This is a genomic window from Mesorhizobium sp. AR07, from assembly GCF_024746815.1.
GTDB lineage: Bacteria > Pseudomonadota > Alphaproteobacteria > Rhizobiales > Rhizobiaceae > Mesorhizobium.
The window spans coordinates 970964-985119 of record NZ_CP080525.1 but is presented as its reverse complement, the minus strand read 5'-3'; the positions used below and the strand labels follow the sequence as shown (position 1 = coordinate 985119).

15 protein-coding genes and 1 tRNA gene are annotated in these 14156 nt (G+C 62.0%); 9 read left to right on the top strand and 7 right to left on the bottom strand.

Going from position 1 to position 14156, the window contains the following annotated elements; translation table 11 throughout:
* Positions 1 to 16 precede the first annotated feature (16 nt).
* From glpK to BPNPMPFG_RS43110, 3 genes are read left to right on the top strand one after another with little or no spacing between them, the layout of a single operon-like run.
* Positions 17 to 1510: a glycerol kinase GlpK gene (gene glpK, locus BPNPMPFG_RS05265; RefSeq protein WP_258593672.1), complete on the top strand. Its 1494-nt coding sequence runs from the start codon at positions 17 to 19 to the stop codon at positions 1508 to 1510.
* Between the two features lie 38 nt (positions 1511 to 1548).
* Positions 1549 to 1854, top strand: a complete 306-nt coding sequence (locus BPNPMPFG_RS05260; RefSeq protein ID WP_258593670.1) for a DUF6882 domain-containing protein — start codon at positions 1549 to 1551, stop codon at positions 1852 to 1854.
* Positions 1766 to 2026: a DUF6882 domain-containing protein gene (locus BPNPMPFG_RS43110; RefSeq protein ID WP_413776834.1), complete on the top strand. Its 261-nt coding sequence runs from the start codon at positions 1766 to 1768 to the stop codon at positions 2024 to 2026. Before BPNPMPFG_RS05260 ends, BPNPMPFG_RS43110 begins: the two co-directional genes overlap by 89 nt.
* 93 nt (positions 2027 to 2119) lie before the next feature.
* Here the strand turns inward: BPNPMPFG_RS43110 and BPNPMPFG_RS05255 are convergent, their stop codons facing one another.
* Positions 2120 to 2632: a BA14K family protein gene (locus BPNPMPFG_RS05255; protein ID WP_258593668.1), complete on the bottom strand. Its 513-nt coding sequence runs from the start codon at positions 2630 to 2632 to the stop codon at positions 2120 to 2122.
* Between the two features lie 303 nt (positions 2633 to 2935).
* On the opposite strand from BPNPMPFG_RS05255, the gene BPNPMPFG_RS05250 reads away from it, so the two are divergent.
* Both BPNPMPFG_RS05250 and BPNPMPFG_RS05245 read left to right on the top strand, forming a co-directional pair.
* Positions 2936 to 3011, top strand: a tRNA-Lys gene (locus BPNPMPFG_RS05250).
* 474 nt (positions 3012 to 3485) lie between these two features.
* The gene (locus BPNPMPFG_RS05245; protein ID WP_258593665.1) at positions 3486 to 3707 is read left to right on the top strand and encodes a hypothetical protein; all 222 of its coding nucleotides are present in this window, start codon (positions 3486 to 3488) and stop codon (positions 3705 to 3707) included.
* Positions 3708 to 3927: 220 nt separating this feature from the next.
* On the opposite strand, the gene BPNPMPFG_RS05240 is transcribed toward BPNPMPFG_RS05245, so the two are convergent.
* A complete protein-coding gene (locus tag BPNPMPFG_RS05240) occupies positions 3928 to 4701 on the bottom strand; it encodes a hypothetical protein (RefSeq protein WP_258593664.1) in 774 nt (257 codons plus the stop codon).
* 194 nt (positions 4702 to 4895) lie between these two features.
* Between BPNPMPFG_RS05240 and BPNPMPFG_RS05235 the strand changes: the two genes are divergently transcribed.
* Positions 4896 to 6434 carry a glycosyltransferase gene (locus BPNPMPFG_RS05235; RefSeq protein ID WP_258593663.1) on the top strand — a complete coding sequence of 513 codons (1539 nt, stop codon included), beginning with the start codon at positions 4896 to 4898 and terminating at the stop codon, positions 6432 to 6434.
* A gap of 120 nt (positions 6435 to 6554) precedes the next feature.
* Here BPNPMPFG_RS05235 and dprA read toward each other — a convergent pair whose 3' ends face one another.
* From dprA to BPNPMPFG_RS05215, 4 genes are all read right to left on the bottom strand, one after another.
* Entirely contained in the window at positions 6555 to 7688 is a 1134-nt protein-coding gene (gene dprA, locus BPNPMPFG_RS05230) for a DNA-processing protein DprA (protein WP_258597065.1), read from the bottom strand.
* 38 nt (positions 7689 to 7726) lie between these two features.
* A complete protein-coding gene (gene plsY / locus BPNPMPFG_RS05225) occupies positions 7727 to 8314 on the bottom strand; it encodes a glycerol-3-phosphate 1-O-acyltransferase PlsY (RefSeq protein ID WP_258593662.1) in 588 nt (195 codons plus the stop codon).
* Positions 8315 to 8502: 188 nt separating this feature from the next.
* Positions 8503 to 9789, bottom strand: a complete 1287-nt coding sequence (locus BPNPMPFG_RS05220; protein WP_258593660.1) for a dihydroorotase — start codon at positions 9787 to 9789, stop codon at positions 8503 to 8505.
* Positions 9786 to 10751, bottom strand: coding sequence for an aspartate carbamoyltransferase catalytic subunit (locus tag BPNPMPFG_RS05215; RefSeq protein WP_258593659.1), 966 nt, complete (start codon positions 10749 to 10751; stop codon positions 9786 to 9788). Before BPNPMPFG_RS05215 ends, BPNPMPFG_RS05220 begins: the two co-directional genes overlap by 4 nt.
* A gap of 178 nt (positions 10752 to 10929) precedes the next feature.
* Here BPNPMPFG_RS05215 and BPNPMPFG_RS05210 point away from each other — a divergent pair, with 178 nt between their 5' ends.
* The 3 genes from BPNPMPFG_RS05210 (at position 10930) to BPNPMPFG_RS05200 (ending at position 13650) form a co-directional block, all read left to right on the top strand.
* Positions 10930 to 12558, top strand: coding sequence for a DNA alkylation response protein (locus BPNPMPFG_RS05210; RefSeq protein WP_258593658.1), 1629 nt, complete (start codon positions 10930 to 10932; stop codon positions 12556 to 12558).
* 196 nt (positions 12559 to 12754) lie between these two features.
* Complete coding sequence (locus BPNPMPFG_RS05205; protein ID WP_258593657.1) at positions 12755 to 13309, top strand: hypothetical protein; 555 nt, start codon at positions 12755 to 12757, stop codon at positions 13307 to 13309.
* On the top strand, positions 13309 to 13650 hold the full coding sequence (locus BPNPMPFG_RS05200) for a DUF6105 family protein (protein WP_258593656.1): 342 nt from the start codon (positions 13309 to 13311) through the stop codon (positions 13648 to 13650). The genes BPNPMPFG_RS05205 and BPNPMPFG_RS05200 overlap by 1 nt, the downstream gene beginning before the upstream one ends.
* Here the strand turns inward: BPNPMPFG_RS05200 and ruvX are convergent.
* Positions 13568 to 14074: a Holliday junction resolvase RuvX gene (ruvX, locus tag BPNPMPFG_RS05195; protein WP_258593655.1), complete on the bottom strand. Its 507-nt coding sequence runs from the start codon at positions 14072 to 14074 to the stop codon at positions 13568 to 13570. The genes BPNPMPFG_RS05200 and ruvX overlap by 83 nt on opposite strands.
* Between the last annotated feature and the right edge of the window lie 82 nt (positions 14075 to 14156).

Here is a 14156-nt window from a genome sequence, read left to right as displayed (position 1 = left end):
GGCGGAGGAAATGGGAATGAGCGGTTTTGTGCTGGCAATCGACCAGGGGACGACATCGACCCGGGCGATCCTGTTCGACGGCCAGATGAAGGTCGTTGGCAGCGGGCAGAAGGAATTCACCCAGCACTATCCCGCCTCCGGCTGGGTCGAGCACGATCCAGAGGAAATCTGGGCGAGCGTCGTGACGACGGTGAAGGCGGCGCTGAAGAAGGCGGGCCGGCATGCTTCCGAGGTGGCCGCGCTCGGCATCACCAATCAGCGTGAAACCGTCGTCATCTGGGACAAGGCGACCGGCAAGCCGATCCACAATGCCATCGTCTGGCAGGACCGGCGCACCGCGCCGCTTTGCCAGAAGCTCAAGAAGCAGGGGCTTGAGAAAAAATTCACCCGCAAGACTGGCCTGCTGCTCGATCCTTATTTCTCCGGCACCAAGATCGCCTGGATGCTCGACAAGGTGAAAGGAGCCAGGCGGCGCGCCGAGAAAGGCGAATTGCTGGCCGGCACCATCGACAGCTTTTTGATCTGGCGACTGACCGGCGGCAAGGTCCACGCCACCGACGCCACCAACGCCTCACGCACTCTGGTCTACAACATCGCAGAGAATGCCTGGGACGACGAGCTGCTGTCCATTCTCAACATCCCGGCAAAAATGCTCCCTGACATAAAAAACTGTGCCGATGACTATGGAATCACGGGGAAAGATCTCTTCGGTGCCGGGATAAGAATCCTCGGCGTTGCCGGCGACCAGCATGCCGCGACCATTGGCCAGGCCTGCTTCGAGCCGGGCATGATGAAATCGACCTACGGTACCGGCTGTTTTGCGCTGCTCAACACCGGCAGCGATCTGGTGCGCTCAAAGAATCGGCTGCTGACCACCATTGCCTACCGGCTGAACGGCAAGACGACCTATGCGCTGGAAGGGTCGATCTTCATTGCAGGTGCCGCCGTGCAATGGCTGCGCGATGGCATCAAGGTCATCGGCAAGGCTGAGCAGAGCGGCAAACTGGCGGCCGAAGCCGATCCGACTCAAGAAGTCTATCTGGTGCCGGCCTTTGTCGGGCTCGGCGCGCCACACTGGGATGCCGAGGTGCGGGGCGCCATCTTTGGCCTGACGCGCAATTCCGGGCCGGCGGAGTTTGCTCGCGCCGCGCTCGAAGCCGTCGCCTACCAGACGCGCGACCTGCTCGACGCCATGCGCAAGGACTGGAAGGGCGCTTCGGCCAAGACCGTGCTCCGGGTCGATGGCGGCATGGTGGCGTCGGACTGGACCATGCAGCGCCTGGCCGACATCCTCGATGCACCGGTCGACCGCCCGACCATTCTGGAGACGACGGCGCTCGGTGCGGCGTGGCTGGCCGGTTCGAAAGCGGGCGTCTGGCCAGATGCCAAGAAGTTCGCGAAAAGCTGGGCACTCGAACGGCGCTTCCAGCCAGACATGGACAATTCGACGCGCTCAGCCAAACTCGCGGGCTGGCGCGATGCTGTGCGCAGGACGCTGAGCGTGCAATAGTAAGTACCATCAGATTTTGAGCGCTGGACGAGAGGTAAATGAAGCCAGACTGGTATCCTGCTTGGCGTGACGAGGCCATTGCGCAACTGAATGCCAAGAACTGTCGCTTGCAAAAAGAATTCCGCCTCGGCAGCTGGTCACGCTATGACTATGACATGACGACGGGAAGGCTCCTGTTTTCCAAGGACGGAGCCGTCAAGGTGATCGCCGGGATTCAGATTGCCGGCTCCACGAGCGCCAAGGCAGACAATTGGCTTGTGGGCCTGGGCAAATTCAAATTTTCCCGACGATCTTCTCAGCGACGCAAAGCTGGTTCGATCCTTCGGCGAGAAGAACAGCATTAACGAGCTGGCCCAGTCCTACGTGACGGATGCGGATGATGAGTTGGAAGTGCTCGGTTGGGAATTGACCGCTGCAGCGGTTCAAATTTGCGACGCCCTAGGGGCGTACCGCTCGCCGGGTAGTGAAGGCGTTGCGCTTTATCTCATCTTAAAGAGCGTCAGCTGGGCAGGCTGATCCTGGCTCGCCGTTGTTTACGAAAAAGGCCCGCGCCATTTCGGGCACGGACCTTTGTACGCAACACTGTCAGCTACTCGTACTCACCCGTAATCAATAGGGCGAACGGCACTCCTGACGCGGGCCATAATTCGGCTGGAACGTGTTGTCCGAAGAGCGATAGCTGCGATAGTGGTCGTAGCACCACTGCACATGCGAGTTGCCTTCATAGACGCGGTTGTTCTCGTTGTTGATGATCGCGCCCGTAATTAGCGCGCCAGTGGCAAAGGCAGCCAGCGGGAACCAGTTGTCGCCGTGGCGACGATAGCCGCGATGGTATTCGCGGTAGCCGCGATGACCATTCCAATAGACGCCGCCATTGTTGTTTCGGGCAAAGTTACGACCGCCGAAATTGCGGTTGCCATGGAACTGACGGTTGTTCCCGTGACGCCGCCATTGGACATCGCCGTTGGTCGGACTGCCATTGCGGGCTTCGACGTTCAGGATATTCGACGAGGCCTCCGGTGCCTGCGGCACGAACATCTGCGCTGCATTGGCCGGAATGGCGGCCGCAACAAACGAAACCGACAGAGTGGCCGCCAGCATACCCGATACGATCTTGTTCATTTTTCTTCTCCTTCGAAAGGGTGATTGACGTCCCTTGTGGTGGGAGAACGGACGAGGTGGTCGATGGTTCCTCGCAAAACGCCAAGTTGCTGATTTGTAATGTTTCTCTGGCTTGGAAGTGGGACCGGCAACCACTCGTTCGACTGCTCTGCAGGGCCGTCGACGCCGTGCTTAAGGCAGCCGATCGGCCAATATGGCATTGCTGCGAAAGGTTGGCCTGCCGGTGCTGTTTTTCCGGTTGACCGGTCGAGGCACTCTCCCTATGTTCCGCGCAATTTCGAGGGCGGCCTTTCGAGCCCGCGGGAGCGCGTAGCTCAGCCGGTAGAGCAACTGACTTTTAATCAGTAGGTCATGGGTTCGAATCCCATCGCGCTCACCAACAATATCTTAGTAAATTAAACACATTGCATGAGGTCGAGCGCTTGAACGCTTCGCTGTGGATCGAAAAATAGGTAACGGCGCAGGTAACAGAAACCGCACCGCGCCGCTCATCACGCCTCTGTGCAGGCTGGAATCGACGGTTGCCTCATAGTCGCACTCCGCATCGGCCGCCCGCTCCTCCTGCGGGAGCGTCGCGAGCGCGGCATTGCAACGAGCTTCGCTCGAATACGTCCAACTACGAGGTAGTAAGCTGCGAGGACATGATATCCGGGACCCGACCAGTTCTCGAATGCGCCCGCGGGCGCTATAGCGATGGTCCCCAAAACGAACCCCGTCATCGCGGCGCGCCAGGGAACGCGATCAGGCGATCAAATAGTCGTGATCCTCTGTGAACGTCACGGATCGGTCACCAAGGCAACGATAGCTGTGTCGGCGCAAGAAAATTAGCTCTTGCTTAATTTGGGAGAACACTATGATTCGCAAGGTTCTGGTTACAGCTTCGATTGTTGCGCTCGTCAGCATGCCAGCGTTTGCCGCCACCCAGTATTGGGTAGGAAAGGACGCTACGACCAAGAAATGCTCCGTGGTCAACACGAAGCCGGATGGCAAGAAGGTGACCGATGCGGGAACCAAGGCCTATGATTCCCAGGGCAATGCCGAAAAGGCAATGAAGCTGTTGAAGAACTGCAAGTAATCGGCTTCTGCCAAAAGCGGCCCGCTCGGCTTTCGGCCGAGCGGGCTTTTTGCGTTTTAGGCTGGGTCCAGCCCTTTTTCACTCCGGCCGCGTCGCTGGGTCGAGTCTCTCGACATTAGCCGCCCACGCGTTCAAAGCCGCCGGCGCTCGCGCAGATAGAGCGCCCGGTTATAAACGCCGGCCACGCCGTCGTTAGCCCCTCGAAGCCAAAAGCCAAACTTTAAGCCAAAAACCCAACTTTGCGCGATGCGTGGTCCCGACAGGCTTCAGACATTAGGTGCTGAGCGATCGGCTGGACATTGTCTGCGTAGGTTATGCATCTTTTATAGCGCCCAGCCGCCACCCGTTCCTTGCCAATTCGTTCCCATTCGGGCGTCCAAGGCCCGTTCCAGTTGAAATTCTGGGATATGAGAAGCTCCCGGTCGAAGGACTGCGGATCCCGCTCGAGTATCTGGCGGGCTTCGTCCGCCAGAGGCGTATAGGATTTGACCGCGGCGATTTTCCTTGCGCGAGCCGCTGCGTCCAGCGGGAGTTCCGCTTCGACAGTTCCGGCTACGTTGGGGACTGCCGCCGAGCAGATATGTTTACGTCCGTCGCCGTGTTTTCTCACAAGCGCGTTGAGAACGCTGCCATATGCGTATGCCAGGTCATGTATCGGATTGTAGCCGTCTACGGCGTCCGAAACGACCTGAATGTCCTGGGCGTCTTCCAGGTCGGTGCTGATTCTTGTCAGCACATCAGTGAAGAATTTGCGATTGCCTGCCAGCAGGGCCTCGTACCAGGCGGTGTCTGGAACGTCGCCAAAGACCGCGCCGGACGTTGCGCCGGCCGCTTCGACGATGTCACGGGAATATTGTGTTCGTGCCGTTTGACGGCCACCCGATCCGTCGGTCAAAAGGTAAACCCTCGGCTTGGTAAGCTCGAGCCAATGGTGGATCCTGAGTTCATGCCCCGGATGGGCCAGGATCAACACATGTTGCACTTTTTCGGGCATAGAGAGCTTCAATCCAGGTTTCGGGATATATCCGCTTTTTTGCGATTGATGCTAAGACGCCCCTGGTATCAAGGGGTTCCCCAACATCGACGTGGGCTTAGGCGCAGGCCCCGTTTTTACATGCCTGTATAGTCGACGCCCCCGCTATCCTCGTCGCCAATGCAGACATTGAAAAGCGCTAATGGAGGCAGGATTTGCGAATCCTCATTACCAATCTGTTCGTGTCGCACAACAGCGGTACCGAAGCCGTTGTTGAATTGCTGGCCGACGGGCTTCGCGGCGCCGGTCATCAAACCATGGTGTTGGCTCCAACCCTTGGCGATATGGCCGACAGAATGCGCAGACGAGGACACCATGTGGTGGACCGAATTGCGGAGATCGTCGAAAAGCCCGATGTCATTCATGGTCAGCATTTGACGCCCTGTCTGACCGCGCTGGCGCGATTTCCCGATGTGCCAGCCGTGTATTCCTGCCACAGCGCTTTCTTCGAGGTCGAAGCTCCAATGCTTCATCCGCAGATACGCCGCTGGATCGCGGTCGATGAAGCGTGCAAGGCCAAATGCCTGTCGCGCGGTGTGCCAGTTGATAGACTGGACCTCATCTACAACGCGGTCGACCTTCACCGTTTCAAGCCTCGCCTGCCGCTGCCTTCCAGACCCGCCAGAGGGCTGCTGCTGACCAAGAATTTCGAACACCAGCAGGCGGTGCGCGAAGCCTGCTCGAAAAGCAACATTCTGTTGGATGAATTGGGTCCGGCTACAGGACGCTTTTCCCATCAACTCGAAAGGGATTTGCTCGAATACGACATCGTGTTTGCAACTGCCCGCATGGCCATTGAAGCCGCAGCGGTGGGGTGTTCGGTTGTCGTCTGCGACGCGCGTGGCTTCGCCGGTTTGCTCGATACGACAAACATGGAGGCGTGGCGGCAAATGAACCTCGGGGTGGGCCTTTTGACGAGGCCGACCACCGTCGAAGATCTGATGGCGGCAATCTCGCGGTTCGATGCCGGCGATGCGGCGAAGGTTTCCGCCTATTTTCGTGAAGTGGCTGATGTCCCGCACTTCGTCGAAGAGCATCTCCGGGTCTACAATCAGGCCATTGAGGCCGATACGAATACGACCGCTGACGAGCGGTCGCTTGCCACGGCGTGCTGGATCGAGGAGATCGGCGTTTCGGTTCCGCCCCGCAGATGGGCTGCCATCGTGAAGGAGATGCATGGATGGCAGATTTCGCCAGACCAGGCTGCGCTCGTGGAATTGCTGCGATCAAACACAAAAACGCTGGAGAGCAATGTCGCGTCATTGATGGAGCTTGGCGAACAGGTCAAAGCCATTGGACCCGAAATTGCAAAAATTGCTCCGATCCTTGATGTCTCCGCTTCGCTCGACAGGGTGATCCATGACAGTCAGGCTAGATTGCATCGACTTGAAGAACAGCTATCCGGCCTTTCAGAGTCTGTCGTTAATGGCACCGCTTCGCTCGACAGGGTGGCCCACGATAGCCAGGCTAGATTGCATCGAATTGAAGGGCAGCTGTCCGGCCTTTCAGACTCCGTCGTTGGTGGTTCTGCTTCGCTCAACAGCGCGGCCCAAAATAGCCAGGCTGCATTGCATCGAATTGACGAAAAGCTTTCGAGCCTTTCAAATTTCGTCAACGAGAGCAAACGGCTCTACAACGGTATGATTCCACTGTTTATAAGAAAAATGTTTCTTCGGGCTCGCGGGCGAGGTTGAAGGTGTTTGACGGCCTGCGCGGTTATTCAATTTGCACATCGCCAAGGTCTGGCAGCAATTACCTACCTGCCTGCATGCGGCGATGACGACGCGGAACGGATCAGGGATTGACGCTGCCCTTCAGGAAGCTTCGAAAACCAGCGAAACATGTCCGCCGGCATGACGCTCGAGGCGACCGGCGAGGTCGAGTTCCAGCAGCACCATGAACACCTGGGCCGGATGCAGGCCGGTGTGGCGGATGATCTCGTCGACCGGCACCGGCGTCGGACCGAGCGCCTCGATGACGCGGGTGCGATCGCTCTCGCCCGGCGGCGGTGTGACCGAGAAGTCGGGCGGGTCTTGAAACGGCGGCACATCGGGCGCCCGCATGCCGGTCAGCGGCTGGATCGCCCTGGAAACGTCCGAGGCCTCGGTGACCAGGGTGGCGCCGTCCTTGAGCAGGCCGTTGGTGCCGGCGGCGCGCGGATCGAGTGGGGAACCGGGCACGGCAAAGACCAGCCGGCCCATCTCGCCGGCGAGCCTGGCGCTGATCAGTGAGCCAGAGCGTTGCGCGGCCTCGACCACCACCAGCCCAAGGCCAGCACCCGCGACAAGGCGGTTGCGGCGCGGAAAATCCTGGGCGCGCGGCTGCCAGCCGAACGGCATTTCCGAGATGACGGCGCCGCGCTCGGCAATTTCTTCGCACAGGCCGGCATTTTCGGGCGGGTAGGGCAGGTCGAGCCCTCCAGCCAGCACACCGACCGTGCCGGTCGACAGACTGCCTTGATGCGCCGCCGTGTCGATGCCGCGTGCCAGCCCCGAGACGATGCCATAGCCGTCGCGGCCAAGGTCCGCCGCCAGCATGCGCGCCATCTTGATGCCGGCCAGCGATGCGTTGCGCGCCCCGACGATGGCGACCCCTGGCAGCCGGAACACCGCGGCATTGCCCTTGACCGCCAACAGTGGCGGCGGATGATCCATGCTGCGCAGCAGCGGCGGGTAGTCGGCTTCGCCGATGCCGACAAAGCGCGCGCCAGCCTTTCGGGCTGTCTCCAACTCGGCCTCGGCTTCGGCGATCGACGGGACGCGGGCGATCCGGTTGGCGCCGCCCGAAATCATCAGTTCCGGCAGCATTTCCAGCGCCACCTCGGCCGAACCGAAGCGGTTGATCAGGTCGCGAAAGGAAGCGGGGCCGACATTCTGGGTGCGGATCAGCCGCAGCCAGCTCAGCCGTTGCCGGTCGCTGAGGCGCGGCCCGGCGGCCGGCTCGCTCACCCCGGTGGCACGATTGCTCACCCCGGTGGCGCGATCGCTCACCCCTTGGCTCCGATCTTGCCTTCGGTACCGGCAAGCAGGCGCGAAATGTTTTCCCGGTGCTTGATGAAGACAATGATGCTCATCACTACGAATAGCGCGGCAATCCGCGGCGTGCTCAGGACGTAGAGCGCGATCGGCACGATGACGGCAGCCGTCAGCGCTGCCAGCGAGGAATAGCGGAACAGGTATGCCATCACCAGCCAGACGACGGCGAAGATCAGCGCCACCTGCCAGGCCAGGCCGATCAGCACGCCGAGATAGGTGGCGACGCCCTTGCCGCCCTTGAATCCCAGCCAGACCGGGAAGAGATGGCCGAGAAAGGCGCCAAGGCCGGCCCAGATCGCCAATTCAGGCGCGAAATGGCCTGATATCAGCACGGCGGCCGTGCCCTTCAGCGCGTCGAGCAGCAGTGTCGCGGCGGCAAGCCCCTTGTTGCCGGTGCGCAGCACATTGGTGGCGCCGATGTTGCCCGAGCCGATCTTGCGCACATCGCCAAGGCCGGCGGCGCGCGTGAGCAGAAGCCCGAAAGGAATCGAGCCAAGCAAATAGCCGAACACCAGCGCCAGGATTGGACCGTAAGTCATTGTTTCCCCCGCATTCCCTCGATCGGCGTGCCGCGCCTGACACTGGCAGGGTGTGTTGAGATTCAGGTCAGGCGAGCCGAAAATGGTGGGTTCCGAGAACCGGAGCGGAGCGTACTTTTGGTACGTGAGCACCGGAAGCGCAGGAACCCGCCGTTTGCAGGCCGGCATCACCTGAATATCAGCACACCCTAGACCGAGAACACTGTGCGGCCCGCCACCAGCGTTTGCAAGACCTTGCCCTGCAGGCGCGCGCCTTCGAAACAGGTGTTTTTCGAGCGCGAACGAATGCCGCTCTCTGCGACGATCCAGGGTTCGTCCAGATCGATCAGCGCAAGATCGGCAATCGCGCCTGGCTTCAGCGTGCCGCCGGGCAGGCCGAACAATCTTGCCGGCGCGGTGGACAGGGTTTCGATCAGCCGAAGCAACGGCACGTCGCCATTGTGGTAGAGCCGCAGGGCGGCGCCCAACAGCGTTTCGAGCCCGATGGCGCCTGCCGCCGCGTCGGCAAAGGGCAGGCGCTTGGTGTCGACATCCTGTGGATCGTGCGAGGAGACGATGATGTCGATGGTGCCGTCCCTGAGCGCCTCTATCATCGCCAGCCGGTCTTCCTCGGCGCGCAATGGCGGCGTCAGGCGGAAGAAGGTGCGGTATTCGCCGACATCGTTTTCATTGAGCGACAGATTGTGGATCGACACGCCCGATGTCACGGCCGCGCCGTCGGCTTTGGCGCGCATCACCGCGTTTGCCGCCATCGCCGTCGAGATCTTCGCCGCATGGTACGAACCGCGAGTCAGCCGCGCCAGCGCGAGGTCGCGCTCCAGCGGGATGGATTCGGCTTCACGCGGAATGCCGGAAAGGCCGAGCCAGCTAGCGTACAGGCCTTCGTTCATGACGCCGGACGAACCGAGGTCGGCGTCCTGCGTTTCATGCACGATGGTGGCGCCAAAGTCACGCGCATAGGTCAGCGCGCGGCGCATCACCAGCGCACTGGCGATGGTGTGGCGGCCATCGGTGAAAGCGACAGCGCCGGCCTCGCGCAGCAGGCCGAACTCGGTCATCTCGCGGCCGTCGAGACCCTTGGTGATCGCCGCCGCGGGAAAGACGTTGACGCTTGCCGTGTCCTTGGCTGTGCGCAGCACGAACTCGACCAGCGCGACATTGTCGATCACAGGATCGGTATCGGGCATCATGACGATGGAAGTGACGCCGCCGGCCGCCGCCGCGACACTCGCCGAAGCGATGGTCTCGCGATGCTCGCCGCCCGGTTCGCCAATGAAGACGCGGCCGTCGATCAGGCCTGGAATGATCGCCTTGCCGGCGCAGTCGATGACGGCGGCGCCGTCGGGCGCGCCCTGGTTCAGCGCTGCCTTGCCGGCGGCGACGATCTTGCGGCCATCGACGACGACAGTGCCGATTTCGTCGATACCGCGCGAGGGGTCGACGATGCGCGCGCGCTCAAAGACCGTTATGCTCATGCGCCGCGGCCCTCGTGGTTCCGGCGCGGGTCGAGCAGCGCTTCCATCACCGCCATGCGCACGGCAACGCCCATCTCCACCTGTTCCTGAATGACACTTTGCGGGCCGTCGGCGATTTCCGAGGCGATCTCGACGCCGCGGTTCATCGGACCGGGATGCATGACCAGCGCGTCGCCCTTGGCCGCCTTCAGTTTTTCGGCATCGAGGCCGAAATAGCGGAAATATTCGCGCACCGACGGCACGAAGGCGCCTTCCATGCGCTCGCGCTGCAGGCGCAGCATCATCACCACATCGGCGCCCTTGAGGCCTTCGGCCATCGAGCGGGTGACGATGACGCCCATCTTCTCGATGCCAGCAGGCAACAGCGTCGACGGCGCGACGACCCGCACCTGCGCGCCAAGCGCGTTGAGCAGCATGATGTTGGAGCGCGCCACGCGCGAGTGCAATATGTCGCCGCAGATGGCCACGATCAGCTTCGACAGCGGACCCTTGGCGCGGCGGATGGTCAGCGCGTCGAGCAGCGCCTGTGTCGGGTGTTCATGCGCGCCGTCGCCGGCATTGACCACCGAGCAGCCGACCTTCTGGGCAAGCAGTGCCGCCGCGCCCGCCGACTGATGGCGGATGATCAGGATGTCGGGCCGCATGGCGTTCAGCGTCATCGCCGTATCGATGAGCGTTTCGCCCTTCTTCACCGAGGAGCTCGCCACCGACATGTTCATGACATCGGCGCCGAGCCGTTTTCCAGCCAGCTCGAACGACGACTGCGTCCGCGTCGAGGCCTCATAGAAGAGGTTGATCTGGGTGCGGCCGCGCAGCGTCGAGGTTTTTTTCTCGGACTGCCGCGAGATCGCGACCGCCCGGTCCGCGCGGTCGAGCAGAAGCTCGATGTCGGCGGGGGAAAGATCGCGGATGCCCAGAAGATGGCGGTGAGGATAGAGTGGCAGGGACGAAGCGTCGGTCATCTCAAGGCGCTGCTATAGGGTGGAGATTTTGCGGCTGCAAGCGCCAGCTTTGCATTGGGGCCGTTCTCCCCGGTATTTTCATCGCGCGCGCAGCAACGCTTCGGCTATATCTAGCCGATGGCCTCGGATTCGTGGCTTTCCGACGACAGGGACCTTTCTACCGATAGAAGGATTGGGCGTGACCGACGACGTGACGAACCAGCCGCCGCCGCTGACAGGCGGCAACGCCTGGCGGGGCGATCCGTTGCTGATCCAGCTGGCCGAGCGTTTTTCCGATCCGGTGCGCAAGGATCTCGATGGGCTCGGCCGTTTCGTGCTGACGCAGGAGGCGCAGGAACTGGCCCGTCTGGCCAATGTCGAGACGCCGAAGCTCAGGACGCATGATCGCCAGGGACGGCGCATCGATGTGGTCGAGTTCCATCCCGCCTATCATGCCTTGATGCGCCGCTCGGTGGCCAATGGACTGCACTCCTCGGTGTGGGAAAACGGCGACGCCGAGATCGGCCGCCGCCATCAGGTCCGCGCTGCGCGGTTCTATCTGACGGCGGAGCTCGAGACCGGGCATCTGTGCCCGATCACCATGACCAACGCTTCGCTTGCCGCCTTGATGGCCAGCCCGAAACTGTTTCGCGAATGGGCGCCGCGTGTGACGACGCGCAAATATGACCAGAGCCAGAAGCCGCCGGTCGAGAAGACCGGGCTGACGCTCGGCATGGGCATGACCGAGAAGCAGGGCGGCACCGATGTGCGCGCCAATGTGACGAGGGCGGAACGCGCCGGCAGCGGGTTCTATCGCCTGACCGGACACAAATGGTTTATGTCGGCGCCGATGTCGGATGCGTTCCTGGTGCTCGCACAGGCGCCGGAGGGACTGTCCTGCTTCCTCGTGCCGCGTGTTCTCGGCGACGGCTCGGGCAACGGCTTCCGCTTTCAGCGGCTGAAGGACAAGCTCGGCAACCGTTCCAACGCGTCCTCCGAAGTGGAATTCGTCAATGCCATCGGCGAGATGGTCGGCGAGCCCGGTGCCGGCGTGAAGACGATCATGGACATGGTCACCTTGACCCGGCTCGACTGCGCGGTGGCGTCGTCGGCGATCATGCGCGCTGGCCTTGCCGAGGCCGTTCATCACGCCCGCCACCGACAGGTGTTTGGCTCAACTTTGATCGAGCAGCCGCTGATGCAGCGCGTGCTGGCCGACATGGCGCTCGATGTCGCCGCCGCCACAGCGCTGTCGTTCCGGCTGGCGCGGTCCTTCGACGAGGCGGCGGGCGACCGCGGCGAGGCGGCATTTGCCCGCGCCATGACGCCGGTCGTCAAATACTGGGTCTGCAAGATCGCGCCGCCGCTGCTCTACGAGGCGATGGAATGCCTCGGCGGCAATGGTTATGTCGAGGAGGCGCCGCTCGCCCGCTATTATCGCGAGGCCCCGGTCAACGCGATCTGGGAAGGGTCCGGCAATGTCATGGCGCTCGACGTACTGCGCGTGCTTGGCCGCGCGCCGGGTCTGTTCGACGATGTGCTGGCCGGCATCGACCGCGATCTCGGCGCCGGCGGACGCGGCACGATCGGCGTGCTGAGGGCGGCGATGCAGGTTGCCGCGACCGACGACGGCTCGGCCCGGCTGCTCACCGAACAGCTGGCTTTGTCGGCGGCAGCGGCTGAATTGCGCCGGCTGGGGGCAGGGCGGATCGCCGATGCCTTCGTCGAGACGCGATTGGCCGGCCAGTGGCGCAACACGTACGGCATGCTCGATTCGCGCCACGATGCGCGCATGATCATCGACACGCTCTATCCACCGGTGAATTGAGCGTCACAGAATCGCAAGAAACCGGCGCCATCCGTCATTTTGGGGCGCCAGGAGGCATCCTCATGCACATCGTTAATTGCCGTTAACCTTAACAAATGGTTTCCATTGCCGTGGCGGGCGGCAAAGCCCACTGTCCTGACGAGAGCAAGGAATGGTTCAAATTGGCCGTTCTCTGCTTTGCGAAGCAGGAACACCGATGCGACACGTACTGACCTCCTTTCTGGCCTTGCACTGGGCGATCGTTTTCGCCCTGCTGGCGCTGATCTGCATCGACGGAAATCGCGGTGTGGCGGCGGCGCTTGGCGTGTTGGGTGCCACTATCGAGGGGACTCGCTTCGTCGATCTCGACAATGTCGTCGTCGTGGCGCCGCTCGCCATTGCATTGCTTATCGTCGCGGTGCTGTTCTTCTGGGCCTTTGTCGAAACCCTGATCAACGATGCGACCAACTCCGGCGTCGACAGCGTTGCCCGCGTCGCGTTCATCTCCGCGTCCGGCGTGTTGTCGCTGATCGTCATCGGTGGCGCCGCGCAAGGCATCAATGGGCTGTTCATGGTTGTCGCCGTGCAACTGGCCGCACTTCTGGCGTCCTATGTCGCCATGCTCGCCGAGCGGCGGTCCGCTGTCGCGGCGGTGGCGGGTGAAGGCGAGGTCCGCGCCGTCGCGCACGGCATGGCAAAGGCTGCGGCCCACAATTCGCTGCTTTCGCTCATATCCGGCCGGACAGGCGCGAATCCCGGGGGAGGCCACTGATGCGCTACATCTTCGCATTGTGGGCGGCTCCGATGGCGCTGTTCTGGGGCTGGTTCTACCTGTCGCTCAACGACATGAACTTCGGCTATGTCATGCTGAGCCGGCAGCTGCACGATTTCGTCTTCCAGCTCTATGGCCAGATGCTCGGCATCGACCCCGCGACCATCCCCGGCATGGTGGCAAAGGCCTGCATCTTCGACGGCTTTCTGCTGATGGCGCTCTGGGCGTTTCGCCGCCGCCGCGAAATCGCCGGCTGGGTCAAGCGGCGCTGGGCGGGTCAGGTTGCGTTCGAGCGGATACAGCGAGCGACTGAAGCCGGTCCAAAACTCCCTGCAGAATAAAGGCGGCAGCCGCCGAATCGATCTTGCCGGCGCGTTTGCGGCGCGAGAAATCCATCTCGATCAGTGTCCTTTCGGCCGCGACCGTCGATAGCCTTTCATCCCAGAGCACGAAGGGCAGATCGCTCATCTGCGCCATGTTGCGGACGAAGGCGCGTGATTTCTGCGCACGCGGCCCTTCCGAACCGTCCATGTTAATCGGCAGCCCAAGCACCACCGCGCCGACATTCTCCTTTTGCAGCAGGGCCAGCAGCGCCGCGGCATCGAGCGAGAATTTCCTTCGCATGATCACCGGGCGCGGATGGGCGAAGGAAAACCTCTGGTCCGAGACCGCGACGCCGATCGTCTTGTCGCCGAGGTCAAGCCCTGCCAGCGTTCTGCCGCCGGCGAGCCGCGCCGGCAATTCCTCGATCGTGATAATGCCCAACGGCCGTCCTTCGCCTTTCACCGCCATGTGTTCTCGCGAACGCACGGCGGACACAGTAACCCTTTGATCTCAGGGCTGTCGG